28 protein-coding genes and 2 pseudogenes are annotated in these 25,522 nt (G+C 47.0%); 8 read left to right on the top strand and 22 right to left on the bottom strand.

Translation table 11 applies throughout. The features are described 5' to 3' along the window. Nucleotides 1–26: 26 nt before the first annotated feature. Nucleotides 27–1,001, bottom strand: a complete 975-nt coding sequence (locus D791_RS08040) for a GlxA family transcriptional regulator (RefSeq protein WP_036510035.1) — start codon at nucleotides 999–1,001, stop codon at nucleotides 27–29. Between the two features lie 113 nt (nucleotides 1,002–1,114). Here D791_RS08040 and D791_RS08035 point away from each other — a divergent pair, with 113 nt between their 5' ends. Next, complete coding sequence (locus D791_RS08035) at nucleotides 1,115–1,723, top strand: LysE family translocator (protein WP_036510033.1); 609 nt, start codon at nucleotides 1,115–1,117, stop codon at nucleotides 1,721–1,723. 13 nt (nucleotides 1,724–1,736) lie between these two features. Here the strand turns inward: D791_RS08035 and D791_RS08030 are convergent, their stop codons facing one another. Both D791_RS08030 and D791_RS08025 read right to left on the bottom strand, forming a co-directional pair. Continuing rightward, entirely contained in the window at nucleotides 1,737–3,221 is a 1,485-nt protein-coding gene (locus D791_RS08030) for an avidin/streptavidin family protein (RefSeq protein ID WP_036510030.1), read from the bottom strand. A 31-nt stretch (nucleotides 3,222–3,252) separates the two neighbouring features. Then, nucleotides 3,253–4,803: a sensor domain-containing diguanylate cyclase gene (locus D791_RS08025; RefSeq protein WP_051514342.1), complete on the bottom strand. Its 1,551-nt coding sequence runs from the start codon at nucleotides 4,801–4,803 to the stop codon at nucleotides 3,253–3,255. 240 nt (nucleotides 4,804–5,043) lie between these two features. Here D791_RS08025 and rlmF point away from each other — a divergent pair. From rlmF to D791_RS19605, 5 genes and pseudogenes are all read left to right on the top strand, one after another. Continuing rightward, nucleotides 5,044–6,017: pseudogene (gene rlmF / locus D791_RS08020) on the top strand (23S rRNA (adenine(1618)-N(6))-methyltransferase RlmF). Nucleotides 6,018–6,058: 41 nt separating this feature from the next. After that, nucleotides 6,059–6,697, top strand: a complete 639-nt coding sequence (gene pdxH / locus D791_RS08015; RefSeq protein ID WP_036510027.1) for a pyridoxamine 5'-phosphate oxidase — start codon at nucleotides 6,059–6,061, stop codon at nucleotides 6,695–6,697. A 24-nt stretch (nucleotides 6,698–6,721) separates the two neighbouring features. Further along, nucleotides 6,722–7,882, top strand: coding sequence for an elongation factor P maturation arginine rhamnosyltransferase EarP (gene earP / locus D791_RS08010; protein WP_036510267.1), 1,161 nt, complete (start codon nucleotides 6,722–6,724; stop codon nucleotides 7,880–7,882). Between the two features lie 34 nt (nucleotides 7,883–7,916). After that, nucleotides 7,917–8,483 carry an elongation factor P gene (gene efp, locus D791_RS08005; protein ID WP_036510025.1) on the top strand — a complete coding sequence of 189 codons (567 nt, stop codon included), beginning with the start codon at nucleotides 7,917–7,919 and terminating at the stop codon, nucleotides 8,481–8,483. A gap of 111 nt (nucleotides 8,484–8,594) precedes the next feature. Beyond that, a complete protein-coding gene (locus tag D791_RS19605; RefSeq protein WP_081763781.1) occupies nucleotides 8,595–8,705 on the top strand; it encodes an SHOCT domain-containing protein in 111 nt (36 codons plus the stop codon). 159 nt (nucleotides 8,706–8,864) lie between these two features. On the opposite strand, the gene D791_RS07995 is transcribed toward D791_RS19605, so the two are convergent. The 13 genes from D791_RS07995 to D791_RS07935 all read right to left on the bottom strand — a co-directional run bounded on the left by D791_RS07995 (nucleotide 8,865) and on the right by D791_RS07935 (nucleotide 19,094). Continuing rightward, nucleotides 8,865–9,401 (bottom strand): DUF924 family protein, encoded by a 537-nt coding sequence (locus tag D791_RS07995; protein WP_036510020.1) that lies wholly within the window; start codon nucleotides 9,399–9,401, stop codon nucleotides 8,865–8,867. A 49-nt stretch (nucleotides 9,402–9,450) separates the two neighbouring features. Beyond that, on the bottom strand, nucleotides 9,451–9,933 hold the full coding sequence (locus D791_RS07990; RefSeq protein WP_036510018.1) for a GNAT family N-acetyltransferase: 483 nt from the start codon (nucleotides 9,931–9,933) through the stop codon (nucleotides 9,451–9,453). Between the two features lie 21 nt (nucleotides 9,934–9,954). Continuing rightward, the gene (locus D791_RS07985; protein WP_036510017.1) at nucleotides 9,955–10,548 is read right to left on the bottom strand and encodes a 3'-5' exonuclease; all 594 of its coding nucleotides are present in this window, start codon (nucleotides 10,546–10,548) and stop codon (nucleotides 9,955–9,957) included. A 180-nt stretch (nucleotides 10,549–10,728) separates the two neighbouring features. Then, entirely contained in the window at nucleotides 10,729–11,202 is a 474-nt protein-coding gene (locus D791_RS07980) for a GNAT family N-acetyltransferase (RefSeq protein ID WP_202806834.1), read from the bottom strand. 117 nt (nucleotides 11,203–11,319) lie between these two features. Beyond that, the gene (locus D791_RS07975; RefSeq protein WP_036510015.1) at nucleotides 11,320–12,186 is read right to left on the bottom strand and encodes an alpha/beta fold hydrolase; all 867 of its coding nucleotides are present in this window, start codon (nucleotides 12,184–12,186) and stop codon (nucleotides 11,320–11,322) included. Between the two features lie 118 nt (nucleotides 12,187–12,304). After that, nucleotides 12,305–12,886, bottom strand: coding sequence for a hypothetical protein (locus D791_RS07970; RefSeq protein WP_157682279.1), 582 nt, complete (start codon nucleotides 12,884–12,886; stop codon nucleotides 12,305–12,307). Nucleotides 12,887–13,046: 160 nt separating this feature from the next. Further along, nucleotides 13,047–13,562, bottom strand: coding sequence for a hypothetical protein (locus D791_RS07965; RefSeq protein ID WP_036510013.1), 516 nt, complete (start codon nucleotides 13,560–13,562; stop codon nucleotides 13,047–13,049). A gap of 248 nt (nucleotides 13,563–13,810) precedes the next feature. Further along, nucleotides 13,811–14,392 (bottom strand): hypothetical protein, encoded by a 582-nt coding sequence (locus tag D791_RS07960; protein ID WP_036510012.1) that lies wholly within the window; start codon nucleotides 14,390–14,392, stop codon nucleotides 13,811–13,813. Beyond that, entirely contained in the window at nucleotides 14,389–15,255 is an 867-nt protein-coding gene (locus D791_RS07955; protein WP_036510002.1) for a hypothetical protein, read from the bottom strand. The genes D791_RS07960 and D791_RS07955 overlap by 4 nt, the downstream gene beginning before the upstream one ends. Then, on the bottom strand, nucleotides 15,252–16,544 hold the full coding sequence (locus tag D791_RS07950) for a DUF4123 domain-containing protein (RefSeq protein WP_036509999.1): 1,293 nt from the start codon (nucleotides 16,542–16,544) through the stop codon (nucleotides 15,252–15,254). The genes D791_RS07955 and D791_RS07950 overlap by 4 nt, the downstream gene beginning before the upstream one ends. Before the next feature lie 272 nt (nucleotides 16,545–16,816). Further along, entirely contained in the window at nucleotides 16,817–17,176 is a 360-nt protein-coding gene (locus D791_RS07945; RefSeq protein WP_237748574.1) for a DUF2306 domain-containing protein, read from the bottom strand. Between the two features lie 63 nt (nucleotides 17,177–17,239). Next, on the bottom strand, nucleotides 17,240–17,650 hold the full coding sequence (locus D791_RS07940) for a GFA family protein (protein WP_475095858.1): 411 nt from the start codon (nucleotides 17,648–17,650) through the stop codon (nucleotides 17,240–17,242). A gap of 133 nt (nucleotides 17,651–17,783) precedes the next feature. Then, nucleotides 17,784–19,094: a D-serine ammonia-lyase gene (locus D791_RS07935; protein WP_036509990.1), complete on the bottom strand. Its 1,311-nt coding sequence runs from the start codon at nucleotides 19,092–19,094 to the stop codon at nucleotides 17,784–17,786. A gap of 165 nt (nucleotides 19,095–19,259) precedes the next feature. Between D791_RS07935 and D791_RS07930 the strand changes: the two genes are divergently transcribed. Continuing rightward, on the top strand, nucleotides 19,260–20,174 hold the full coding sequence (locus D791_RS07930; protein WP_036509988.1) for a LysR substrate-binding domain-containing protein: 915 nt from the start codon (nucleotides 19,260–19,262) through the stop codon (nucleotides 20,172–20,174). Nucleotide 20,175: 1 nt separating this feature from the next. On the opposite strand, the gene D791_RS21390 is transcribed toward D791_RS07930, so the two are convergent. From D791_RS21390 to D791_RS07915, 3 genes are all read right to left on the bottom strand, one after another. Then, nucleotides 20,176–20,442: a DUF924 family protein gene (locus D791_RS21390; protein ID WP_272944821.1), complete on the bottom strand. Its 267-nt coding sequence runs from the start codon at nucleotides 20,440–20,442 to the stop codon at nucleotides 20,176–20,178. Between the two features lie 613 nt (nucleotides 20,443–21,055). Beyond that, on the bottom strand, nucleotides 21,056–21,421 hold the full coding sequence (locus tag D791_RS07920) for a HigA family addiction module antitoxin (RefSeq protein ID WP_051514341.1): 366 nt from the start codon (nucleotides 21,419–21,421) through the stop codon (nucleotides 21,056–21,058). Between the two features lie 9 nt (nucleotides 21,422–21,430). Then, nucleotides 21,431–21,724 (bottom strand): type II toxin-antitoxin system RelE/ParE family toxin, encoded by a 294-nt coding sequence (locus tag D791_RS07915; RefSeq protein ID WP_036509984.1) that lies wholly within the window; start codon nucleotides 21,722–21,724, stop codon nucleotides 21,431–21,433. A 292-nt stretch (nucleotides 21,725–22,016) separates the two neighbouring features. Here D791_RS07915 and D791_RS07905 point away from each other — a divergent pair. Beyond that, nucleotides 22,017–23,142, top strand: a pseudogene (locus D791_RS07905) (IS3 family transposase). Nucleotides 23,143–23,239: 97 nt separating this feature from the next. Here the strand turns inward: D791_RS07905 and D791_RS22010 are convergent. From D791_RS22010 to D791_RS19995, 3 genes are all read right to left on the bottom strand, one after another. Beyond that, a complete protein-coding gene (locus tag D791_RS22010) occupies nucleotides 23,240–23,578 on the bottom strand; it encodes an HNH endonuclease (RefSeq protein ID WP_420329341.1) in 339 nt (112 codons plus the stop codon). A 702-nt stretch (nucleotides 23,579–24,280) separates the two neighbouring features. Then, nucleotides 24,281–24,457 carry a group II intron maturase-specific domain-containing protein gene (locus tag D791_RS22005; RefSeq protein ID WP_420329340.1) on the bottom strand — a complete coding sequence of 59 codons (177 nt, stop codon included), beginning with the start codon at nucleotides 24,455–24,457 and terminating at the stop codon, nucleotides 24,281–24,283. A gap of 22 nt (nucleotides 24,458–24,479) precedes the next feature. Then, on the bottom strand, nucleotides 24,480–25,520 hold the full coding sequence (locus tag D791_RS19995; protein WP_051514339.1) for a hypothetical protein: 1,041 nt from the start codon (nucleotides 25,518–25,520) through the stop codon (nucleotides 24,480–24,482). Between the last annotated feature and the right edge of the window lie 2 nt (nucleotides 25,521–25,522).

Below are 25,522 nucleotides of genomic sequence, written 5' to 3'. Positions count from 1 at the left end.
CACCCTACTAAAAAGGATAGGCCTTTTTAGTGGAGACCTCCTCTATACTGTTTTGGGGTTACGCCAAAGTGGTTTTTGAACACTTTGCTCATGTAACCCACATCTGTCATGCCCACTTCCTCTGCCAAACGAGACAAAGAGTGATGGCTGTGGCGTAACCGCCAAGCGAGATGTTTCAAGCGCATTTCTTGCCAATAGCTGCGTGCCGTCACATCAAAATGCTCCATAAACAGCCGATCCAATTGTCGCCTGCCCACTCCAACCTGAGCCGCTAAAGCTTCAATACGCATAGGCTCCCCAAGAAACTGCCGCATCAGTGCCAAGGCTCGACTCAAGTGCCGCCCGATATCCGGTTCAGAATGCAGAGACTTAAGACGATGGCTCGTTTCGCGTGTTTCGTCGACCAGCATATCGGCCAACCCCTTCAGGGCTTTTTCGCGGCCACAATGTCGACTCAAGAGTTCGGTCGCCAGATCAATTGCAGCACTGCCACCTGCACAACTGATCCGCTTACCATCCAGCAGATAGAGCTGCTCCGTGCTCATTGAAATATTGGGGAACAAGATAGCAAATTCACGTGCATGTCGCCAATGCACCGCCACTCGATGGTTCTTCAAAAAACCCGCCTGAGCCAATAAAAAGCAAGCATTATCAATACTCACCAAACTCAATCCATGCTGGTTGGCTTGGCGTAATATCGCACGGTAATGCGTCGCTAGCGCCGCACTTGCACCTGTTTCTCGCGCACCAAAGATTACCAAATACTGATAAGCAGACCAATCCAAATGCTCTGGAGTGGTCTGAATTTTGACTTCAACCCCACAGCTTGCGGCGACACTGGTACCTGTTTCATAGCCAAGTACTTGCCAACGACAATAACGCTGCTGACTTAAGTCTTCATCATCAGCCGAAAAACGCAGCTTATCAAGAAATCCACCGAATGGAAGCAAGGCAAAACCTGGCAGCGGTAACAATAGAAAACCAACATCTGCGCGCTTCATGCAGCACCTGTCCAAAAAACACTAAACAATGTCTAATTTTTACACATATAAAGCTGAATGTCGCCTGCATACTGAGCGCCATATTGGACAGTCATCTCGCTCAGGAGTTTTGCATGACACTGGAAACCTGGTTAATCTATCTTGTCGCCACACTGGGTCTATCGTTGACCCCAGGACCCAACAGCTTGCTGGCACTAACACATGGCGCAATCCATGGACCGACACGCACACTGAAAACCATTGCAGGAGGTGCTGTTGGCTTTGCATGCGTGATCGCACTCTCAATGTTTGGCATCGCGTCTCTGCTAACGCTGGCTGAGGAGCTGCTGCTGGTCATGAAAATTGTAGGCGGGTTATATCTTGTCTGGCTGGGTATTCAAGTCTGGCGCTCACCCGCGCCCGGGCAGCCCGGCATGACCAGTGACGGTGTCTGCGGTTGGAACATGGCACGCCAAGGCTTTTTAGCGGCGCTCTCAAACCCTAAAGTCATCCTATTTTTTGGCGCATTTCTCCCCCAGTTTATCAATCCAAACAACGATCTCTGGGTACAGTTTTTAATTATGATGCTGACCTTTGTGTTAATTGAATGCCTTGTCGAACTCTTTATTGCAGGATTCGCCAAAGGTGTTTCCAACTGGCTAGGGCGCTGCGGAAAGCGCTTCAATCAAGTGTGTGGCAGTCTGTTCGTGTTAATTGGCGTGGGGCTCCCGCTCAGCAGCTAGAGCCCTACTCAAACTAAGGACGACGCTTGAACGTCGAGGAGTAAATGGCTGTCGCTTGCCAAGGTTGCACGGACTCAGTGGCGTTCTGTTGAAGCATATACAGTGTATTAATGACTTCCACACCATCCTGAATTTGCATTAAACCTGAAAAAGCGGACACCCAATGCCAAGAGGGATCGGGCGGTCCTTCAAGGCTTCGCCAATTGACCGTAAATGCGATGGCTATGCTATTGCCAACTGGATCGGGATCGGCTACCCCCATAACGGGGTATACACCTGTCGCCCCTGTATCCGACCGATACTGTCCACGAAAAGTACCATCCGCCTCCAGTGGACCTATCTCCATCACAGAACCAAACTCATTGACCCAAACGCCACTGATACTGACCTGAGATTGGATGGAGGTGGCCAGTAATACCGAGGGTTCAACGTGATCCCCATCGCCCAGCATAAAGGCTGAATATACCGTATCCAGAAAAACCGACCCGACCACTAACAATTCATCTGGTAGACCTTCTAAATATTGCACACCTAGATCCCATTGAGCCGGGCCCACCTGCATAAAATACTGTCTTGGCGTCAAACGATACGAAACACCGCCAAGTGTCAGATCCAGCATTGGGTAACTCGAAAGATCCGCCTCACTTGTAACCGTCGTTGGACGACGACCCTCATCGGTGATCGCTTCTATCATCCGATGAATAATCGCATGCCCACCTTTAAATACAGACGAGCCGGTATCTAACACAAAGTCAATCTCTTTGCCGATAGAACAACGCCCAATCTGCAGCTGATCTAAGCAGACACTCCACAAATAGCCTAGCTCACCCTCCAAGGGTTTAAGCGCTAAACAATTGACACTGGTAGGCTCATATAAGGTTTGGTCTAAGGCGCCGAGAAGACAGCGCCCTTCACCACGAACGGGATCAAACCAAAATGAAGCAATTGCATGGCGAATCAAGCCCTGATTTTTCAACTCTTCCAGCAACGCACTGGGTTGTTGGCAAGGGATCGATGGAATCGCAAAACCACCATCACAATCCAATTCACTAAACTGCTGACCTTCATAACTCACAGCTAAATAGAGACTCATGGGTTCTGTAAACGGAACCAAGCTGCGCTGACCGGCATGTTCATAATTGAGGTGACACACATCATTACCCATCACAACTCCCATACTGCCCCAAGGGCCAAAGGAAACACTGGTAGGCGCTTGCCGTCCTGGAACAAAGGTCGTGGACGCCTCAGGATTGAAGGCCGTATGCAATCGACAAGCCTCGGTTGTACAGGAGCTGGCTGTCACCCAGGTATTGACCGTACCTGTATCCAACATGATTCGTAAAGGCTGAGGAGGTGTTCCTACACCAATCGTGGTCGTCCATGGCGTTGCGCCATTATCCGTTAACACCCCGCGAGTCAGTGTGAATTCAACAAAGGGAGTGTCCGTAACATCGGGTCGCTCAGACTTGTGAGCATCCATCGGGTTTGGTTGATTCATTCGAACGCCTTCGTGTTTTTATGAGTAAGAGTTATGCCGCAATACACACCTGATTACGGCCACTATGCTTGGCACGATAAAGCGCTAGATCCGCAGCAAATATCAACTCCTCTACAGACCCAGTGACATCGGGATAGGCCACAACACCCACGCTGATGGTAATCGTACCTAAATTACCGCCAGCATCCGTCCAGCACTCAGATTCGATACAACGACGCAGCCGCTCTGCGATTTCGATTCCCTCCTGCAGGCGAGTCTGAGGCAGCACAGCAACAAATTCTTCTCCTCCGTAACGACCCGCATAATCAACCGTTCGAATCGTATCGTTAAGGATGGTACCAAAGCGAGACAACACCTCATCCCCCGCTTGATGGCCAAACTGATCATTCACCTGTTTGAAATTATCAATATCAATTAACAAGACACACAAAGCGCACTCATAACGCTCCGCACGCGCCACATCCTCATATAAGCGCCTCATGAGCTCATGGCGATTGTACAGCCCTGACAGAGAATCGTGCGTAGCCAAGCGCTGCAACTCCAACTCCATGCTCTTACGATCTGTAATATCAAAAATAAGCCCCTCGATACAATCGACCCCATCAACCATGACATTGCGACCTTGCTCCCACACCCAACGCTCCGTTCCATCTTGGCGAAGAATGCGATACTCCAGTGCAAATGGCCGTTCTTCTTTACGCGCGGCTTGCACTTCAGCCCACAAACGTTGGCGGTCTTCAGGATGGGTAATATCAGTGAAGTTCATTTTCGCAGATCCAACAAACACAGAAGGCGAGTAACCCGTTAATGACGAACAACCATCACTCACAAATGTCATCGTCCATGTCTTATCATTCCTGCAACGATAGGCCATACCCGGAAGATTCGACATGAGCGTTGCCAACTGACGTTCACGCTCAACAAGGGCATGTTCTGCTCGCTTACGTGCGGTAATATCTTGGCCGATTGCAATAGAGCCCATCATTTCGCCATCATCATTGAAGAATCGACGGGAATTCCAAGCGATGATTTTCTCTTCGCCAGACTTGGTACGAATACGAGTTTCAAACCCTTGCACCTCAGTGCCATGCTCAAGAATTTCGGTGACTTTAGCACCGATTTCTGCACGATAATCAGGTTCAGGGTAGAGCCATTCCCATATTGCTGGGTCGCCTTGCACCTCTTCACGGCCGTACCCACTTATCTGCTCAGCCGCTTTATTCCAAACAGTTATGCGCCATTGCGGATCAAGAACATTGATCCACACCAAGGCATTATCGATCACGTTTTCACGAAATTGATCCAATGCTCGTAACTGCTTACGCTGTTGGATATCGCGTTGCTTCGCGGCTTTGGATTCCCGCTGCCAATGACGCAACGAAAAATACATAATGAGTGACATAGCCAAGACAAAAAAAGCACCCTTGACTAAGCTAATAGAAATGTAAAGATTGGGATAGCGCGCAGTCAAATACATACCCAACCACTCAGCACCCACATATAAAACGCTTACCACTATTAAATGGATACCCAAAAGAACGGGGGTTTGAAACGCTGTTTTAGTGGATTTGTCTCGTTTCATCTCAGGCTATTCATAAAAAGTTCTCTTATTATCCTATCGTATAGATGTTACAAACATCCTTTCAGGAACCTGCGCAAGCAATTCGAGTATAAACAGCCTTTAAGATTAATCAAAGCCCCCAACGTGATTAGGCTCTTCCCCAAAAGGACACATTGATTATGCGAACAAAAGGCAATTTAAAATACCCCCTATTTAGTAAAATCCGTTAAAATATATACTTTTTTACAGAACGATCTCTTAATGGCCAAATCAGGTTCCACGACAACATCCAAAGCCCCCCAATTGCATCCACGCAATGTGCATCAAGGGCGTTACAACCTGCAAGCTCTTACGAGCAGCCACCCCGCTCTTGCCCCATTTATACGTGACAATCCGAAGGGTGATGCCACTATCGATTTTACAGATGACAAAGCTGTTCTCTGTTTAAATGCAGCACTCTTAGCCCATTATTATCAGATTAAATATTGGCAGATACCCTATGGCTATCTCTGCCTCCCATTCCAGGGCGGGTAGACTACATCCACTATGCAGCAGACTTGCTCGCGCGCTCCAACCAACAGATACCTCCTCAGGGGCGACGTGTTAAGGTTCTGGACATTGGTTGTGGTGCAAATTGTATCTACCCCATCATTGGCGCACGTACATACGGCTGGCAGTTTATTGGCACCGACATTGATGTGATCGCTGCGCGCTCAGCAGAGTTGATTGTTCAATCAAATAGATCGATCAGCAAGCATATCCAGATCCGTTTTAACGCTTCAGCTGACGACATTTTTACCAATGTCATTCAGCCTTCAGATCGCTTTAGCCTAACCCTGTGCAACCCTCCGTTTCATGCATCTCAACAGGAGGCCGAATCAGGTAGTCAGCGCAAATGGCGAAATCTAAATATAAAACCAAAGGGCACACATAAAGCTCATCTTAACTTTGGTGGCCAAGCGACAGAACTCTGGTGCGAAGGCGGTGAACTGGCATTTTTAATGCGCATGATCCAACAAAGCGCCCGCTTCGAATCACAGGTATGCTGGTTTACCAGCTTAGTCTCAAAAGACAAAAACATACCGCTATTAAAAAAACAGCTACAACGTGTCGGTGCCGTTCAGACACAGGTTATTTCAATGTCTCAAGGACAAAAAATCAGCCGACTATTGGCCTGGAGCTTCATGGATAAGAGGGCACAAGAAGAATGGGCACTAACACATTGGAAAGATTAAATAAAATATCTATTTTATTACACACTTATTGGAGTTAAAGCATGGACATCGGTGATCTAAGAAACGAATACTGCCGCGCAGGACTAACCCGGGAAAGCCTTGCTTCAGACCCGTTTACGCAATTTGAACAATGGTTTATGCAAGCCAATGATGCAAAGATACACGAAGTAAATGCCATGCAGCTTGCCACCGTATCCCTTGAAGGAAAACCCAGCTTACGCACCGTACTGCTCAAGTCATTTGATGAGAAGGGCTTTGTCTTTTTTACCAACTACCAAAGCCAAAAAGCCCAACAGATCGATGCAAACCCAGAAGTGACAACACTTTTTTTCTGGAAAGAACTTGAGCGTCAAGTCGAAATCAGCGGCCGGGCCGAAAAAATCTCAACGTTAGAATCGCTGAAATACTTCACCAGTCGTCCGCGTGGAAGTCAGCTGGGCGCTTGGGTATCGGCACAAAGCTCTATCATCAGCTCGCGCAGCCTTTTAGAAATTAAACTGGATGAAATGAAGCGTAAATTCAGTGCAGGTCAGATTCCTCTGCCCGATTTTTGGGGTGGGTATCGTATAGTACCGCATACCATTGAGTTTTGGCAGGGGCGGCCTGATCGATTGCACGACCGCTTTGAATACCGCCGTACACCTTCTGAAGAATGGAAAATAGAGCGACTCGCGCCTTAAGATAGCCAGACGAGCATGACACACATGAGCAATCCGCCCACCAGCGAGCGTTGGGACATCTTCTGCCGAGTCATCGATAATTTTGGTGATATCGGCGTGTGCTGGCGCTTTGCACGCCAACTCTCTGCGGAGCACGGCATACACGTGCGTCTTTGGCTGGACGACCTAAGCGCCCTTAAAAAAATATGGCCAGACGCCTGTTTGGATGACGAGCAGCATCTTGCGGGCGTATACGTGCGCGTCTGGCCAGACGCTTTTCCTTTGATAACAACAGACGATATCCCTGACGTGGTAATCGAAGCGTTTGCTTGCGATATTCCCGACACCTATGTTGTCGCCATGAGCCAACGGCCCTGCCCACCTCGATGGTTCAACCTTGAATATCTAAGTGCTGAAGACTGGACTCAGGACTATCACACCTTGAACTCCATGCACCCACAATTTGCACTCAACAAAATATTCTTTTTTCCGGGGTTTCGTCAAAATACGGGGGGGCTTCTGCGAGAAAAAGGGCTCTTATCCAAACGTGATCAACTTCAATCGCACGCTGACAGACGCACACAAGCCCTGAGCCAATGGGGTGTCCATCCTCATGAAAACAGCTTGATTGTTTCGTTGTTTTCATACGAAAACAGCGCACTGCACGATCTTCTTGACTCAATGAAACAGGGTGATCGAACGGTTCTCTGCCTGATCCCCGATGGCAAAATACGCCCAGCGGTTGAGCGTTGGTTGAAGATCGATACTATGCATGAAGGAGAAGTCTACAGATCGGGTCAACTTCGTTTCCAACGGCTTCCTTTCTTGCCTCAAGATAGTTACGACACCCTGCTGTTTTGTTGCGATATTAATTTTGTGCGCGGTGAGGATTCATTTGTGCGGGCACAATGGGCCGCTCGCCCTTTTATATGGCATATCTACCCTCAGGAGGACGATGTGCATTTGGAAAAACTGGACGCATTTCTTGACCTCTATACAAAACGCCTGAAAGATAAAGAAAAACAAACAATTAAATCGATTTTTTTTGCCTGGAACCAAAACTTAGGCGCTTCTCATTTATGGCAAGAAATACTAGACTTACTGCCTATCTGGAATGAACACTCACACACTTGGTGCCAACAACTCAATTCACAAGCTGATTTAGTTGAAAATTTGGTGCATTTTTCCAGAAAACCGCTATATTAACCCGCAATTTTATCCATTACGTTGAGAGTCAACCATGAAAACAGCTCAAGAACTGCGCGCTGGAAACGTTATCAGCATCAGCGGCTCACCCTGGGTCATCCTAAAAGCCGAATTCAGTAAATCTGGCCGCAACTCAGCAGTTGTTAAAATGAAACTGAAAAACCTACTGTCCGGTATTGCGACAGAGTCTGTGTACAAAGCCGATGAGAAGTTTGATGACATCATTCTTGAGCGCAAAGAAGTCACCTACTCTTACTTTGCAGACCCTCGCTATGTGTTTATGGATACAGACTACGAGCAGTACGAAATTGATAAAGAAGACCTTGAAGGCGTGATGGATTACATCATCGACGGCATGGAAGATGTCTGCGAAGCTGTATTCTACGAAGGCAAAGTTATCTCTGTAACCCTGCCTAACACGATTGTTCGTGAAATCGTCTACACTGAGCCTGCTGTTCGTGGCGACACCTCAGGTAAAGTGATGAAAACTGCAAAACTTGCCAACGGCACTGAGATTCAAGTATCTGCTTTCTGTGAAATCGGCGACTCTGTCTCGATTGATACCCGTACAGGTGAGTACAAGGCACGCGTTAAGGCGTAACGAATCCCCACAGTCTTATTTGCCCAAGAACAAAGCATGCACTTTACTTGGGCAAATACTCATGGTTGGCGATAGCCTAAAAATGCCCCGAACAGCTCGTCTTTTTCCTCAGTGGATGACATCCTGCAACTGATTGAAAAACTGGCCAAGCTCAGAGACGCAGGTGCCATTTCCGAAGATGAATATCATTCTAAAAAAACGGAACTGCTGAATCGGATCTAGATGATAGGCCTTGGCTGCGCAAAGCGAAGACAAGGCCATAGATGCCGGACGCCCCACTTGATCAGATAAAAACGAGCCTTTCCGCATGATAAGACAGTCTGTTGCAGAAAGGGTATTAGGGACTGTGCTGCTGCCTCATGCTGTCGGCAATCACTAGGCTCAAAAACTCGAGCCCGGCTGTTTCAAAAACTCAATTTCTTCGGACGTAGATTCCCGGCCCAGGATCTGATTACGATGCGGATAGCGTCCAAAACGATCGATGATCACCTTATGCTTAAGTTCGAATTGATAGTTTTCAGCCGGTGCATACTCGCGGTACAAACGCTCCGCCTCGACATGAATAAGCGCCGACTCACTGTGCATGTACGGAAGCAACAAAAAGGCCCGTTCTGTTTCCGAAAGCTGCTCATGCAAACCCGCAGCCACTGCCTCCTGAGCTAGAACCAATGCCATCGCATCTTGTGAAAACGCAGCCGGAGTATTACGGTAAATGTTTCTTGAAAACTGATCTAACACAATAATTTCCGCTAGACGCCCTTTCACCTCTTTCCGCCATGTGTACAGCTCACCTTGCGATGCTTGCGTCAGAAGCGCGCCAAACCGCGTTTTGATCTGCTCATCAAAGTCCGAGTCAGCAACCCACCACATCTTTGGATCAATGTCTTCAAACCAGAACTCAAGAACACTGTTGTACATGACAAACTCCTCTTTTAACCGCAGATGGCTTTATTACCTGCTGATTACCTTAAACACCCAAAAAAGTCTCTAAATCCAATCCCAAGAACTCTGTCCCAGGAACTGGATTACTTGTCACAGGTGGATGTTGCACGAACCCATACGACTTATATAATCTCAAGGCAGTCTTGAACTCAGGCAGCACATCAAGGCATATTTTCTTATAGCCGCTACTGATCGCTTCATGCAATATTCTCTCAACCAACTTAGCACCTAACTGCCTGCCACGAGCACTTGGCCTAATATACACCCGCTTCATTTCACATGTAGCATCATCCAACTTTCGAAATGCAGCGCAGCCAACAGGATGCCCACCTATTCTCAACAAAAATATTTTGGACTCGTCAGCACTGTACTTCTCAGTCAACTGGCCAAACTCCTCGTCATTACCCTGAAAAGAAAGATCAACTGAAGTGCTATCAATATATTCATGATACAAATCAAGCACATCTTTTAAGTCGGCAGGAAAAATTGCCCTTGCTAACGTATACAAACCCCTCTCCTAACAAAACAGTTATAATTGTTCATGCTGCTTTTCCATTTCCAGCTCCACCCTTAACGCTGAATGTGCATCATTCGCTGCGTATTTTATCTGATGCTCATTCAGCGGATATATTGCCCAGTTTGATTTTTGTGCGCTCTTAGTGAGCCGTTGATTAAACAACATCGCAACCGCTACTCTAGCACCAACGTGTTGTTTTACGTTCACATATCGCATCACTTTTGAAGACAACTCTTCTGAGTTGATTAATGTTATTCCATACTTTCGGAAAAGAAGCTTTTTGTCTTCTTTTAACCCAAAGCCCACCTTCTTTATTTCAGGGTCGGATAACACCCCTTCGAGAACAGTAATATTTTCATGAAATTTAGTAGGGAATAAATACGCTGTAGTTTCTGTGGCGAGCTGGATCAAATGAGGCCCATCACTCACCTCCCCTTTTTTAAAACAGGGTTTACTCTCTGTGTCGAACCCTACACAAGCGTGCTTTTTTAACTCTGCTACTGCACGTTCAGCATCTATCTTGTTTGCCACAACGATGATGTTGTCCTGCCCAAGACCGTCATAAATAGGTAAGTCTCGGATCTGCTCCTTTGTCGGCCTTTCCATTGCGTTCCTTATTTTAAGAGAAAATGCCCTATAACATCGACGTTCAGAGGGTCCCTGCTTGCATCACACCCATTGACATTAAAGCACAGTATTTTAGGGTTCGGCACCATATATAAACAAATCATGTCAGGATTATTGTAGCCACAGACTCCCTACCCGCTTTGCTAAATTTAATCCCACTCAAGCCCGTAACGCTTTGTACATGATGTAACTATCAACATGCCCCAATTTTCCATGGCGATAAGCTCTTGGAATTGTTCCGATAATCTTAAAACCCAATTTTTGCCAGAGCTGTACCGCCACTTCATTGCTCGAAACAACTGCGTTGAATTGCATAGCTTCAAAGCCTAACGTCATCGCTTGGTCTTGAGAATGCTCACAGAGCCGTTTGGCAATCCCTTTGCCACGCGCGGCTTCGGTTACCATATAGCCACAATTGCACACATGATTACCCGGCCCCATCGCGTTCGGCTTAATATAGTAAGAGCCCAGTATCTGTTGATTTTCTTCAAACACAAATGTCTTCATTGGCATTATGCACCAAAGCTCATAAGCCTCCTCGAAACTCATTTTTGGATCGAAGGCATAGGTTTCTTGCGCTTGAATAACGGTCTCAAAACAAGGCCAGAATGCCTCGAAATCCGATTTGGTCATTTCTCTTATCACGTAAATGCTCTCCTAAACCTCAAACCTTGCCCTTGTGAACGATTGATTGGTAATTGCACCATCACCAATCCGGTGAATCACTATACGCCGACGAACTCAAGCCGCCTACAAAACACCTTCCAAAAACGCCAAGAAACCCTCTGGCTGATCCCACATAATAAAGTGATAGGCATCATCAATTTGCATTAGATTGGCTGTACTGGCTTGGGCGTAAGCCGATTGATAAAGACTCGCCAGTTTCTCTGCCGTTATTGGCATGGTCTGGTCATAGGCAAACAGAACATAGACAGGAGCTGTAATTTGACCCAATAGATTTCTAGCATCATAGGCGATTACCTCTCGGGACAATTGAGCATAAATAGCACGATTCGTGGTGTTGGCCCAAGTCACAATTTTTTCAACTCCCTCCGTGGACTTAACCATTACCCCTGCAGCCTGACGGACATAGGCTTCATACTCCGTTGCACTCATTGCCAGAAACTGCTGCTCTAAACTCATCGCAAATGGAGCCACTTGTGCCGACGTCGCTTGGGCATTGAATAGCAAACTAAAAAAAGGCAACGCATCCACCACCACAACCTTACTCACGGCATCTGGATTGACACTGCCAACCATTAAAGCCAAAAGCCCGCCCATTGAGTGCCCGATCAGCGACGGTGAATCCAATCGAGCATGCTCAATATAGCCAAGGAGGTCATCACGTAAAGCGTCTAAATAATGTTCAGGCACTGAAGACGGTGCTTTGCTTACGGCAAAGCCTTTGATCGTCACAATATGAACTCTATAACGGGACTGAAGCTGATCGACAGTGGTATCCCACACCTCAGGTGCAGAGGCCAGCCCATTGACTAAAATAATATCATGCCCCGAACCTACAACCCTCACTGACACAGTGTTCGAGTCAAACTCGGTCGCATGAAGTCCGGTACTGCAGAGAAGTAAAATCCATAAACACACTAATCTTTTGACCATTTTTAACTCCCAGATATGAATAACATCTTTCGCCTTACGTAACTATACCTGTTAATGTTTGATAGGGTTCGCTTCTAAAATCGTGAGTTAAACGATAGCGAACGGCTCGCGCCTTTTATCACCGCCCTCTGAAGAGATCCGTCAAATCGTTATCACCTTCGCGGATCGTTTGCGGGAAAGCAGGATGCTCCCACATGCGTTGCAATACACGCCGCACCGCTGGGCGATGTGAATGATCAAAGATACTGCCATCTGGGAGCATGCCTGGGAGAATACCCTGCGCTCCTCGGAGGCTGTTAAATGCAACTGAACTAGCGATACGCATTATATTTTGATCGGAATATGCCAATGTCAGCAGAAACTCCAAAAATTCCGCCAGTTGATCAGGCGGCAAGTCAAGCATGGCAGCAGAGGCCCCTGCTTTTACGCCAAGTGCAACCGATGGGTCAGCGACAAGCTGTCGAACCAGAAAGCTCCACCCTGAAGGGTTTTGCCTGATCTCCTGAAAAAAATCGGTGCTTGGTGGACTGAACCAAATATCCGAGTATATTGTATCAAAATGCTGCTCCGCCAAGACCTTAAACTCTTCATATTCCATCTCTACCTTCCTGATACTGTGATCTCGTGTTATGTTCCATAGCATGCCAGACAGGACAATCAACAATCCCATCACAAGCACGATAAGTATCTTTTTATTCACTTGCCCTCCTCAATTTTCACAACTGCTTCACTATCAACTAATAGATGGCCGTAGCGTAGACAAGGCAGAACAGTATCAGCTTCGAGCCAACTAGAGTTCCGCATTGGAGCGCAGAGGCATGTATTTCATGCCCTCTGCAATCTATCAATCCAAAATATTTTTAAAGCCTAGTCAGACGCACGGCCGTCTCCATTTCATCGTATTCCCGTACATAAGTTGTGGGGAGAATCTCGAGTATAAATGCAGCCCCCTCCGGCGTCTGCGCCAGATCAATACTTTCTGGGTTCTCGAAAACACAAGCCTTCATCTCGGAGCGCCGCAACAACACTACTCTCAAATACACTAATTGATGTGATGAGCTAGGTTTTATAGGTGCGTGAAGCTTCAACAATTGATTGCCAGGGTCAGGGCCTTCGTAAAGAAAATGGCTGCGACCCGTAATTTGTACAATATCGTCCGGACGTGTTTTGAAAGGAAATTTGAGCCGCACGTGGATAGTGCGTGACGTTTCTTCGGGCCAGATGTTGGCACGCATTTCAGCATCTCCAGCATCCCCCCACCCCCAACTCTCCGGACTATAAACCCGACAATACTCGTGCATGCGCATCTCCTGTATGAATGTATAAATACCGGCCGCTAGAACAACACAGGCTCCCGCGACCCAAAGCCATTTCATGCATTATTCCTCTTGCGATTGAAGTTCAATGAAGCCCCAAGGTTGCTCAGCTGGAGTATTGCCAGTAATCGGCAGACTAATGAGACCGCTCTTTCTCCAAAGAGCGAAGATTCAATGCAATTCCATAAGCCGCCTTACTCGCCCTAGTGCAACCGCAAAGCCACAAGATAGGAACATAGATTTCAGCCAAAATCCGGCCTGTGCGTAAGACGATAGCGAACCTATTCAGGCTAGGCTCGCGCCTTTTATCACCGCCCTCTGAAGAGATCCGTCAAATCGTCATCGCCTTCACGGCTCGTTTGCGGATAGGCGGGATGCTCCCACAAGCGTTGCAATACACGCCGCACCGCTGGGCGATGTGAATGATCAAAGATACTGCCATCTGGGAGCATGCCTGGAAGAATGTGCAACGCACCTCGATAAGAGTTAAATGCAACCCCCTCAGCAATCTTTATATAGTTTGGGTCAGAATATGCCAATGTCAGCAGAAACTCTAAAAACTCCGCCAATTGATCAGGCGGCAAGTCAAGCAAGGCAGCAGAAGCTCCATCTTTAACCCCGATTGCAACCGTTGGGTCAGCGACAAGCTGTCTAACCAGAAAACTCCACCCTGAGGGGTTTTGCCTGATCTCCTGAAAAAAATCGGTACTTGCCGGCTGGAAGTCAATATCCATAAAGCGCGTTGAAAAATGCTCCTCTACCAAGGCCTTAAACTCTTCATATTCCATTTCTACCTTCCTGATACTGTGATCTCGTGTTATGTTCCATAGCATGCCAGACAAGAAAATCAACAATCCCATCAAAAGCACGATAAGTATCTTTTTTTTCACTCGTCCTCCTCAATCTTTACTTCAATTCCTGCCGATGGATAATTTATGCTGTGTCGACCCTCATTTTCACTCGTACGGAAGCCCCAATGATTATTGACTACCTCATCTCTATTAGCCGAAATCGTCCTGCCCTGCATAATCACAATCGCGTGATGACAAGCGTTGGTCACCTGCGCAAGACCCTGACCGTTCTCTGGATATGCGATAATGCCAACATGACCGGATGCCAAAGCACTTTCCGATTCAATCGCCAGAATTGATCCTGGCGATACAGGATTGCGCCCGTTCCGAAATTGGATGTTGTGCCACTCAGGTGTTGGATCGGATTCGGAGTTATCCTCTTCAGCCCAATGACGCGCCAATGCCGGGACCGTATTATCCCCCCTAAGCCAACTCAACCGACGCGCATAAGTATAGGCTGGGGAGCTGCCATACACTTGCTCAATCATATCGTAGACAAAAAAATTGCACTTGTTGGTTCCACTCCTCATCGACATTTTACCGTCAAAGGATTTCACCTTCTTGCGAAAAGCCCACCTCCTACTACCGACCTCTAGCAAAGCTCTCTCCACCAGCGCATCCGTTCCCGTAAACAGAGTTTCGATCATGTAGTGTCCACACGGGATATTGGAAAACGTAACTTCTCCGGTGTTTGTAGTCTCCTCTCGCCGAATCGGGCCAGAAATTTTCACAGTAACTTCACCCCCGATCAGCACTTTGCTGTCGCGCATATATGGCAGCAGGGTATCCACATCGTTGCCATAATGGAGTGAAACCGTGAGCTCGCCCGAACAGGGTGCGACCACCGCATCAAAATCCTGTCGAGAAGCATCGTTGGGAGGAAGTATCTCTTGAGTCGTCATAGGCTTGACCTTATTTGTGTCTGGACCATCCGTAAAAAGTCCTCTGCACGTCTAGCATCATCGCGGTCGCTTTGTTCAAGTGTTTTCCGCATTTGCTCATCAAAGGGTTCGTATCGAGCTCCAAGCAAAACAAAACCGGCCAGAGCGTAACGCATAGCATAGGCAGACCGTATGGCATGGCTCTCAAGGTACGGCAATTCGCACCTAAACGACGCCATTATTTCGTCATCTGCCGGAAGATCAGCATAGTGAGATTTCATCCAAGCCAGAGTTTCGCATAGGAAAGCCTCTGCACGTGCTTGACGCAGGTCTTGTAGCAAAGCTCCAGACAACACGAACGGTCGAGCCTCCGCCAAAGACTTCAGACTTAATCTGTAAACACTCTGGCGCAGTGCAGCTAGGATGATTATTGGGCTGCCATTTAGCGATAACATATTGCTGGCCATTTGATGATCAAGCCTTTCACAAAAGCCACGCAGGCACGCCCCCTCCCAAAACCTGAAATAAAACCACTTCCCATCTTCATCCTGCACCTTTGTAAATTTACGCAGATGCTTACGTACCGCATCAAACCCAGCCCTCGAACGCAGAAAAACACCCAGTTCCTTGTCCCAAAGCCCGCACACGCCATCAGGGCCAGTAAACAGACGACGAGTAAAATCGTTGTCCTCGGCTAGCTCGACTAAGTAGGGTGCGTACTCGGCCAGATCTTCTTGTGCTTTACCCTGAAACAAAGACTGATGCCGAAGACCCGAGTCTTCCAGCAAACTGGTTAGCAAATAAGGCATTTTGGCGGCATCTAGCACTGCATAAGTGACCAGCGGCGGGACTTCATCACCAAACTCGACAGAATCGGCCTCAGTCGGATCACTGTGACCGAACAGCGCCTCGCGCAGTGCATCAGGGACATTTTTCTTCGGATGAACACCGAATTGCGCATCCAAGGGAGTGATGGAGCCGAGCTCTTCGATCTGAAGCCAGTTTTTATCTTGCTCTGCCGCATCACCCGAACCCGCCAGCCTTGTCATCACACCCAGCGCAACACGCTGCTGCCCATCACTTAGTGAGCGCACCAATGCCGCAGCATATGCAGCTTGATCTGGATATTGCTTTACCCAAGAGGCTGCCGGCAACACCGAATCGGACCAGAAAAACTGACACCCCTTCGTACTCAGGGCATCTATGACCAGCACCTCATAATCCTTTCGCTCCAAGCAAAGCGCTACGGCAATCAGGCCCACCTGTTCCGCCCCTCGCGAGGCATAGCAATGGCTAACAAAGGGGGTCATAACATGACCTCATTGGATGAGGGAGTATTAACGCATGAATATTTTTGTGAAAACATCAATGTAACCTACTGTTTAGCAGGACTGATGCTCATAGAAGAACAAGGCTGATGGCCGTTTGGCTCAGCGAAATGTGACGTTCATCCATGAAGCAACGACGGCTTCCTTGTTGTAAAGCGGAAATTTTAACAATTAACAGTCAGGAAGTTCAACCAAAGTTTACAAAAGCAGCGACATCGCCCTACTCTTGCAAACAATCAAAACACAGCGCCACTCTAGAATAACCAAGTATGCAAAAGCCGACCCGGCGCGAACGCAAACCCACCCGCAATCAGAATACCGCCGACATAGACACCAATCATATTGTATTGATGCGTTGTGTAATCCTTCTTACGCGCCGCAAAAAATGCCGCAGGTACCGAATAGAGCACCACAAAACTGAATAAATGTATGAAACCAAAATGATTCAACAGTGTTGGGCCTATTTGTGCGGTCATAAACAGCGTAATGAACGCAGTTGACAGCATGAGCAACATATATACCTTTCCTAGCGCTCTATGCTTCGACGTGCCTTTTCTGTTTAACAATAGAAACGTCCCTATCAAAAATGCAGGCACAACCGTGACAAGGTGCATATATGCCAGAAAAACATAGCTCATCCTAGACCCCAATCCGTTTATAAAAACGCCCTTCGCTTCTCACTCTGCATTTAACTCATGAATAAAGGTTTTTATATCGGGTAGATCCGCATACTGCACCGCGTTATCCGCAATCGAATCCCAAGTCGCTTTTGAGCTTGTACAAAGATGCGCAATAACCTCGACAGAAGCGGCATCGATGAGCGCACCAACCGGAACCCAGTAATAAGGCATTCCTCGAAGCATATTGGGAACCGGTGAGCCACAATTGCTACAGAAATCGGATGTAAAACCTGACTCCTTGACCCAACTCTTAATGTGACTGCGACCTGATACCCACGAGAATTTTGCTTCCGGGACTATCGTACCCAAATTTGAAGAGGTTCCACTCTGGGCTCGGCACAAAGTGCAATGACATTGATAAGCCCTAACTTTTGGCAAATCCAATTCAAATACGGTTTGACCACACAAGCATTTCCCTAGGATTAAACACCCCTGTCAAAAGCCAACATTAGCGAAATATTCAAAAAGCCCATATACCACCCAGCATTAAGATGACACAACACCTAGCGCTACCCTAGGATAAGGGATGGCTCTGCAAGCATCAAACACAACGGATCGCTTTATCAATAAACGCCTGATATTCCTCCTTCGGAACAAAAGATCCACCCGTTGTCCAAATCAAATGCGTACTCTTGTCCATTACATCATTCAATTGATGGTCCCGAATCCATGTCCTACCCTCTGGCGTATTCAGCATCTGAGGCCCTAAGCATCCAATCGCCGCTGACGGCTCCACCTCGATGTTTTCCAGCTTTTTCAATTGCAGTAAATGCTGGTACAAAGCGGCATCCTCCGCTGTATAGACCCCTGCCAACTGGTCTCGAATCGCATCACAAACCCACTGAGACGCCTGACCTACAGCTAAGCCATCCGCTTCAGTATCAATCGTTAAATCAAACTCGTACACGCTCACTGGCTCCGCTCCTGGCCTACCCGCCATACCCAGTAACATGCAAGGAGCCTGAACGGGTTCAGCAAAAAAGCAATGCACATGCTCACCAAACATCGCTTTCAAACCAAAGGTAATTCCACCTGGCGCGCCACCCACACCCGCTGGAAGATAGACGAATAAAGGATGATCCGAGTCAACCGCAATCTGTTGCTCCTCCAGCTGTGCCTTTAAGCGTAATGCGGCCACTGCGTATCCCATAAATAATCGTGGCGAGTTCTCATCATCCACAAAATAACTGCGCGGGTTCGCCTCCGCCTCCGCTCGTCCCGCTGCAACTGCAGCGCCGTAGTCCGCATCGTGCTCAACCACTTTCACACCCCGCTTACGCAAACGGTCTTTTTTCCACTCTTTTGCATCTACCGACATATGCACGGTGGCCTGAAAACCAAGCGCCGCCCCAATAATGCCAATACTAAGCCCAAGATTTCCCGTGCTACCCACCGCTATTTCATACTGACCAAAAAGCGACCGAACCTCTGGCTGCAGTACTTTTTGATAATCGTCATGGATATCTTTTAGAACTTGATGATCTAGCGCCAACTGTTCAGCAAAACACAGCACCTCATGAATACCGCCTCGCGCTTTTATCGAGCCTGCGACTGGCAAACCATGATCGGCTTTAATCAAAGTGCGTGCCCCCATGGGCGTTATTGCCTGATGTAAATGAGGCGCCAATAACAATGGAGACTCAATAATCCCACTGCTAACAGCAAGCTCAGGAAACAACTGACATAATACAGGCACAAAACGCGCTAAACGTGCTTGCGCTTCATACATCTCTAGAACATCGGGCTTTGCAGGTGCAGACGAAGGCTCTTGATACTTTGGGTTTAGCCAGAGTAATGGTTGTCCTTGCCTGACCTGGCTTTGTTGTTCTTGGGTTATTGAGAGGTGAATCATGAATACTGACCTGTATTTAGATAGTTAATACGCCAAGTATTGCTTGATTTAACGCGACCATCAAACGATAGTTATTAAACCTATCTTTAGTTTTTCTAAACACAAGGATATTGTAAGAAGAACTCAACACACACTGATGACTCTCGAACTTTTGGAGCCAATTGAATGTTAAGCGCCAGAACCCTAACCGCATTAAGAATTTTTGAGGTGGTGGGACGTTTAATGAGCTTTTCGCGCGCAGCTGACGAGCTTTGTGTGACCACAGGGGCCATCAGTCAACAAATTCGTAAGCTGGAAGAAGAAATAGGTTCGCCTTTGTTTGTTCGCAATGCTCGCTCGCTCAAAATGACAGCAACCGGAGAAACCCTATTCGCAAACATTGTTCAACCGCTTAACACACTCGCTCTTGCGGTCGACTCTGTTAAGACTCGGGACACCGAACGTATCATTCGCCTTAAAGCCACGCCCTCCTTTGCACTTCATTGGCTGATACCTCGCTTAACCGAGTTTCATCGAACTAACCCTTTCATTAGGGTCGAAGTGCTCGCGGCGCTCAGTGTCTTAGACGATGCACCCTTAAACTACGATATCGCCATCGACTACAGCCCAAGTCATCGAGCGAGTGAACATAACGTAAGGTTTATGATGAATGAATATTTACTTCCCGTTATGTCACCCCATTATCGCGGCAACCGGGATTGGACAGCAGCAGAGGCTTGGCAAGACATTGCCTTCCTCCATGATACCGAAGCTTGGGCGAATGCTGATCGACATAGCGAATGGAACGTTTGGCTTACGCAAATGCAAATCCAGCCACTTCAAAATGCGGATCATTACTACTTTAACCGTGTTGATATGGCCATTGAAGCCGCCGCCGCAGGCCTCGGCGTTGCAATGGCTCGCCTCTCACTTGTACAGGATAACTTGAAATCGGGTCGACTCATCGCCCCCTGCGAAAGGGTAATGTCACCTGCCAGTTACTGGTTAAGAATTTCTGAAACTCGAATGGAAGATCCTCATATACTTGCCTTGGTTCAATGGATTGGGGTGCAATGTGAGGTGTCGAAGGTACTAGAGTAGTTTAAACGTTTGAGTTTGGATGGTTTTGAAATTCGATTTCTTCAGGAGGAGGCCTCCGGCCCAATATGTCATTTCGGTGCGGGTAGTATCCAAAACGATTCGATAATAATATTAGGGTCGCTTTGGAATTACTGATAAGTGAAGCTATCGAGAAAAACGATATGCAAATGCAAACAAAGACAAACCGATTACTGACCAGATAAGACCAACAATATAATTGCCTATTTGGAGGCCAAAGAAATGAGAGAAAAGTAAGGTTAAACCACAAATACTCATGCAACTCAAATCAGATGTGACAGATAATGTTTTAAAGCCAAGAATGTAACTAGTACCTAAGATCAAGCAAAACACACAAAGCACTGTAATTAGCAAAAATGGTTTTGATTTCATTTAATATTAGCCCTCCATGATCAGTTAAACAAAAATAATCGGTATTATGTGTTTAGTGGAGTGCAAATCTCTAGTCGAGCACTTCATTTTAATTTATTAAACCGGTGGCAACTCAGGTCTGACATCTGGTCTGGATGACAGTAAGACCAGTCGGACGCAGGTTCATTTCGTGCAGGGGGTAGGTACCTGCCCTCGACCGGGAAGCTTATGGGTCAAGAGCGTGCAGAGCTAAAGCGCCACTCCCGCTTCCTGTACCTTTTGGTTCAAGCGCCATAGCCACTTCCGCTTGTTCACCTTAACGCCCTTTACCACAGATTCAGATATCTACACCATACCCGCTCTCTATCATTCATCCAGCTTGTGGCTACCAAAAGGGCGTGCCTCTCACGATTTTCGCCCCGCGCCCGAAGACGCTTCATTACATTGTCCGAGCCGCTAGTTTATTCAGGCTCGTAGATTCACCCGGTGACACGGGCGGTTCCGTCTAGTCTTTAGCGGAAAACTTCATTGCACAACTTCGTATCGCACGGGCCATAGTTGTTAAGCCATCTGCGCCAATGAGTGACATCTTGAATCTCAGCCAAATCGTCCTGCTCTGCTTGCTGTGTCTTGTAAAGATCCCATCTAATTTGTAGGTTGAGCCAGAAATCGGCCGAAACATCAAAGAACAGGCCCAAACGAAGTGCAGTACTTGGCGTGATACCACGCTTCTGATTAACCAGCTCATTAACCCTTTGGTAAGGAACATGAATGGCATCTGCCAGCTCGCGCTGTGTAATCTGCATCGGATGCAAAAACTCTTCTAGCAGCATTTCGCCGGGATGGATCGGCTGTCTATGTGTGGGAATACGGATCATATTTTACCTCTAGTGGTAATCAGTTAACTCTACTTCGTCGGGCCCAGCTTCAGTCCACTTAAAGCAGATCCTGTATTGATCGTTCACTCGAATGCTGTGCTGCCCTTTTCTATCACCAGACAAAGCCTCCAACCTGTTACCCGGAGGAACTTTCAGCTCATCACGATCAATAACAGAGTCCAATAACTCGAGCTTTCTTACAGCAACTCGCCACAAAGACTGTGGGCATAACTTTCGGGCTGCCTTGGAAGCCACTCCATTGTAGATGTCTTCGGTGCCCTTATCTTTGAAATGAATAATCATGATAGAACGGTAGCACGGCTTCCATGCTACGTCAATTTGGATTGTGAACGAACAGGCTTAACGCCCACCACAAACGGCACAAGGAACGAGTGTCCGGCAACCGCAGGGAGCGAATTTAATGGCTTTGTTAGGTTTATTCATAACCTTCTGCCTTCCACCTAAGAGAAGTCATGACTGAATGATGAATATTGAAGATAAACGACTTCAACTGCATGACAAGAAAATTGAACTGGTCTAATAGAACTGGACACTTTAATTAGCGACAATATCAGTCAGCTATTGAGGTGTCATTATGAGTCAGAAACGAACTTACAAACAGTACTCAACTGAGTTTAAAGAAGAGGCTGTATCGTTAGTGAATGATCAGGGTTATTCAGTACCCGAAGCGGCTAAAGCACTAGGTATCAATCCCAATATGCTCTACCGCTGGAAAGAGAAGTTTGAGGCTAAGCAAGCAGGTAGTCAACTTTCCGAATCTGAAAGAGATGAGCTTATTAGACTACGCAAAGAAAATCGTAAGCTGCTGATGGAAAAGGAGATATTAAAAAAGGCTTCAGCCTTCTTCGCGAAAGAAATGAAGTAAAGTTTGATTTCATCTTGGCCGAGTCAGCTGATTACCCAGTCACGATGCTTTGCAAAGGCATGGGTGTCAGCCAATCCGCTTATTACGACTGGCTCAAGCGCCCTGGCAAGCTAATTGCTGCGGAGGAGTTAACACTCAGACGGCGAATGAAAGAGCTATTCAAACGTAGCCGATCAAGCTTAGGTAGTCGAGAGATGATGAAAAAACTTCGTGAAGAAGGCTTTGAAATTGGTCGCTATCGAGTGCGACAGCGTGTGGCTTATAAGGTCACTACAAAGCGTAACTTCAGTGATTCAGTTGCAGACAACCTGTTGAACCAAAACTTTAATCCTACGGGGCCAAATCAAGTATGGGCAGGTGATGTAACCTATTGCCGCACTGGTGAAGGCTGGATGTATTTAGCGGTGGTCATGGACTTATATTCACGCCGAATCGTTGGATGGCATATTGATAAACGCATGACAGCAGATCTTGTTAGCAAGGCATTGATGAAAGCCTATAATCTGAGAAACCCGCCATCAGGGCTTGTGTTTCAGAGTGATAGAGGCTCCCAGTATACGAGTCGACGTTACCGCAAATACTGGACAGCTACCAGATGCGAGCCAGTATGGGTGACGTAGGTGCCTGTTGGGATAATGCTGTCGTGGAACGTTTCTTTGGAAGCCTTAAGCATGATTGGCTCCTTAAAATCCCGCAGCCAACACGTGAACATATGAAAAAAGATGTCGCTGAATATATGCGATATTACAACTTGGAAAGACTGCACACAGCCAATGGCGACAAAACGCCGGTGGATTATGAAAACGAGCTAAAAAAAGTGTCCGGTTTTAGTTGACCAGTACAGTATGCTTCACCTATCTTGTTCGCCTATAAAAACTCAGAAACTCGCGCCGCTTTTACGAGTCGCTTGGAGCCGATAGTTAAGCGCACACTCAGACCCCGAAATGCAACTCTCTGTGACAATTAGGACATACAGCGATTGCATTATCTAACGTGTCTTCTCCGTCATCCGCAAGCCGGACTTTATGATGAACCTCCAAGTAAGGCGAACCGTCCGTACGACGACTGAACGGTGCCTTTTCCCCGCATTTCTCACATACACCACGTGCCCGATATAGCACCTCAGCGACGACATCAGGGTTTCTCAAGAAGACCTTCGTTGAGACCCTTACACTGCAGGGCAATCGATTTGCTTGAGAAAGCCTTTTAAGTCGTTCAGTAGAGGAGCTCAGGATAGCCTTATCTACTTCTTCACTGAATTTGGCCTCCATCTCTGCCAACTCCACAATAGTGCCGAAAGCACTTTCAGAATATTGGCAAATCAGCTCGTCTAATACGGCTACGACCTGTGACTTAAGAGGGCTCTGCAAAGACACGCCCTGGCGGCAAAAGTGCCGCTGGAAATTGCTCCATCTCTCGTCTCCATCCAGCAACGGTAGGCGACGACTGCACTCTGCTTCGTCTATTACTATTCGCTGGGATATTGGATTCACTTCTATGAGCCGAACCCTGTATGGTCGCTTACTCATTTCTTGGTGATAATGTCCAACGACCTTATATGTCCCACACAACTCATAATAATTTCTTTCGCGCCTTTTCTGAATAACATAAACTAAGTCCCCCACCTTAGTTTGCTTTTGCTTATATTCCTGAGACACGCCATACCCACCAGATGGGTCGAAATCAGTATTATTGCTTGGGCCATGGTACGCGTAGAAATGCTGCCTCATTCGTGTCTCCGGAATATATTTGCTTTGTCGCGAAAAGCGCTTAATCTGAATAGGAGGTATTTCATAAGTCCCCCTACTCACACACCACCGGGCATACGGATCACGTACCACGGCCGTCCATTTATTCATACTCATTTATGCCGTGAATGATGGCAGCCCCCAAGCGAGCAAAATATCTGTTCGTCAATAAAGTGCAGGGCTTTTACTTAAACGCCAAGATCCATGATCCGATTTAGCCGTGTTCTAGGCCGTCCAGCGATCTACCCCTAAACGACGTAGTTTACGATACCCACTTCGGCCCCATTGTTGCCAGATATAGCAACGCAATTTTCGCTTGATCAATTTATCTATCTCACGCAGCGGGTTCAGTACCTCAGCTATGCCAAAGTACGCTTTCGAATCAAGCAGGTAACTCTTCAAATCTGCGATAACCTGCAACAGGTTATCGCCTCTTGTTAGTTTCTTCGTTTTCTGCGATGTAGACAATTAGGCCAGAAAAAGAAACCACTATCGTCACGTAAATTGAGAAAAGAATAAACGTTGGAGCAGTATAGAATACCCCTGCGATTTTGATGAACCATTCGGGTTTGATGGCACCAACACCTCCAACAATCGTTGCAAGCAGTGTAATGCCCGTAGCTGTCACACCAACTCGGAAAGTTGGCTTCTGGAATATGATGAACAGGGCACCAATCACGACTAAAAGAACAGCAGCGATAACTATTCCATCATTAGATATTTCAGGGTTCCCCATTCCCCCATGCCAATCCGAATACATTCTCATTGGGATCCAAGTAGCAAGAGCCCCATATGCGAGTAAAAGCTTATCGATAAACCCGGCTTCTATTCTGTTTCTTATCCCACCGGAAATAGCAACACTACCGAGAAGCATGCATGCCCCGAACAAACCCAAGACACTTAAAAAATCAGCATATTTTTTACGGAAACTAGATAACTCCCAGTATTCGGAGAAGCTTTTGTCTTTGCTTCCGAAATAATTCAATAGTGCAGCATCATACTTTTTGTACTCGACGTCCGACTGTGCGTGTCCAGCAACAATATTTTTGGCTATCGTTTCGAGTGAGGCAACTCTTATATTCATTAGTTCTTTCGCCAGAGTTTGGTCTGAAAAATCCCAAGGCATTGGAGCAGCATGATAGAACTGCTTAAGAGTATCTTGATAGCCATAGATAGGTGGCACCATTGATAACAAGACAATTATCAATATATTTAGCCTCTTCTTTAGTGGCATTTGAAATGCTTGTGAAATGTCTATTTCTTGTAGGTATCGCAATAAAAGATAGATAGCTGACGGCAACACGATCACGTGAAAAAGCGATTTCCCTGGGTCTTGTGCTGCTTCCAGAAGGCCTAGTGTCCATGAGTGTGGAGCGGGTATGTAAATACACCTAAGAACCACCTCGAATAGCCCTAGCAGGCTAAGAGTTATCGCGACTGCTACGGGAAAACTACTCTTCGACATTG

This window comes from Nitrincola nitratireducens, assembly GCF_000585235.1.
GTDB classification, from domain to species: Bacteria; Pseudomonadota; Gammaproteobacteria; order Pseudomonadales; family Balneatricaceae; genus Nitrincola; species Nitrincola alkalisediminis.
The sequence above is the reverse complement of the archived record's forward strand: the minus strand, read 5'-3'. Positions and strand labels throughout refer to the sequence as shown.

Bases quoted from the DNA above. Each gene is read 5' to 3' on its own strand.
- D791_RS08030 (WP_036510030.1), bottom strand. From the start codon at position 3,221: ATGAATCAACCAAACCCGATGGATGCTCACAAGTCTGAGCGACCCGAT.
- D791_RS07945 (WP_237748574.1), bottom strand. From the start codon at position 17,176: ATGCACCTTGTCACGGTTGTGCCTGCATTTTTGATAGGGACGTTTCTA.
- D791_RS08035 (WP_036510033.1), top strand. From the start codon at position 1,115: ATGACACTGGAAACCTGGTTAATCTATCTTGTCGCCACACTGGGTCTA.
- D791_RS07985 (WP_036510017.1), bottom strand. From the start codon at position 10,548: ATGGAAAGGCCGACAAAGGAGCAGATCCGAGACTTACCTATTTATGAC.
- D791_RS07915 (WP_036509984.1), bottom strand. From the start codon at position 21,724: ATGATTATTCATTTCAAAGATAAGGGCACCGAAGACATCTACAATGGA.
- D791_RS07930 (WP_036509988.1), top strand. From the start codon at position 19,260: ATGTTAAGCGCCAGAACCCTAACCGCATTAAGAATTTTTGAGGTGGTG.
- earP (WP_036510267.1), top strand. From the start codon at position 6,722: ATGAGCAATCCGCCCACCAGCGAGCGTTGGGACATCTTCTGCCGAGTC.
- D791_RS07935 (WP_036509990.1), bottom strand. From the start codon at position 19,094: ATGATTCACCTCTCAATAACCCAAGAACAACAAAGCCAGGTCAGGCAA.
- D791_RS07965 (WP_036510013.1), bottom strand. From the start codon at position 13,562: ATGAAATGGCTTTGGGTCGCGGGAGCCTGTGTTGTTCTAGCGGCCGGT.
- efp (WP_036510025.1), top strand. From the start codon at position 7,917: ATGAAAACAGCTCAAGAACTGCGCGCTGGAAACGTTATCAGCATCAGC.
- pdxH (WP_036510027.1), top strand. From the start codon at position 6,059: ATGGACATCGGTGATCTAAGAAACGAATACTGCCGCGCAGGACTAACC.
- D791_RS08025 (WP_051514342.1), bottom strand. From the start codon at position 4,803: ATGAAACGAGACAAATCCACTAAAACAGCGTTTCAAACCCCCGTTCTT.
- D791_RS07920 (WP_051514341.1), bottom strand. From the start codon at position 21,421: ATGATCCGTATTCCCACACATAGACAGCCGATCCATCCCGGCGAAATG.
- D791_RS07950 (WP_036509999.1), bottom strand. From the start codon at position 16,544: ATGACCCCCTTTGTTAGCCATTGCTATGCCTCGCGAGGGGCGGAACAG.
- D791_RS07995 (WP_036510020.1), bottom strand. From the start codon at position 9,401: ATGTACAACAGTGTTCTTGAGTTCTGGTTTGAAGACATTGATCCAAAG.
- D791_RS07955 (WP_036510002.1), bottom strand. From the start codon at position 15,255: ATGACGACTCAAGAGATACTTCCTCCCAACGATGCTTCTCGACAGGAT.
- D791_RS07980 (WP_202806834.1), bottom strand. From the start codon at position 11,202: ATGACCAAATCGGATTTCGAGGCATTCTGGCCTTGTTTTGAGACCGTT.
- D791_RS08040 (WP_036510035.1), bottom strand. From the start codon at position 1,001: ATGAAGCGCGCAGATGTTGGTTTTCTATTGTTACCGCTGCCAGGTTTT.
- D791_RS19995 (WP_051514339.1), bottom strand. From the start codon at position 25,520: ATGTCGAAGAGTAGTTTTCCCGTAGCAGTCGCGATAACTCTTAGCCTG.
- D791_RS07975 (WP_036510015.1), bottom strand. From the start codon at position 12,186: ATGGTCAAAAGATTAGTGTGTTTATGGATTTTACTTCTCTGCAGTACC.
- D791_RS22010 (WP_420329341.1), bottom strand. From the start codon at position 23,578: ATGGAGGCCAAATTCAGTGAAGAAGTAGATAAGGCTATCCTGAGCTCC.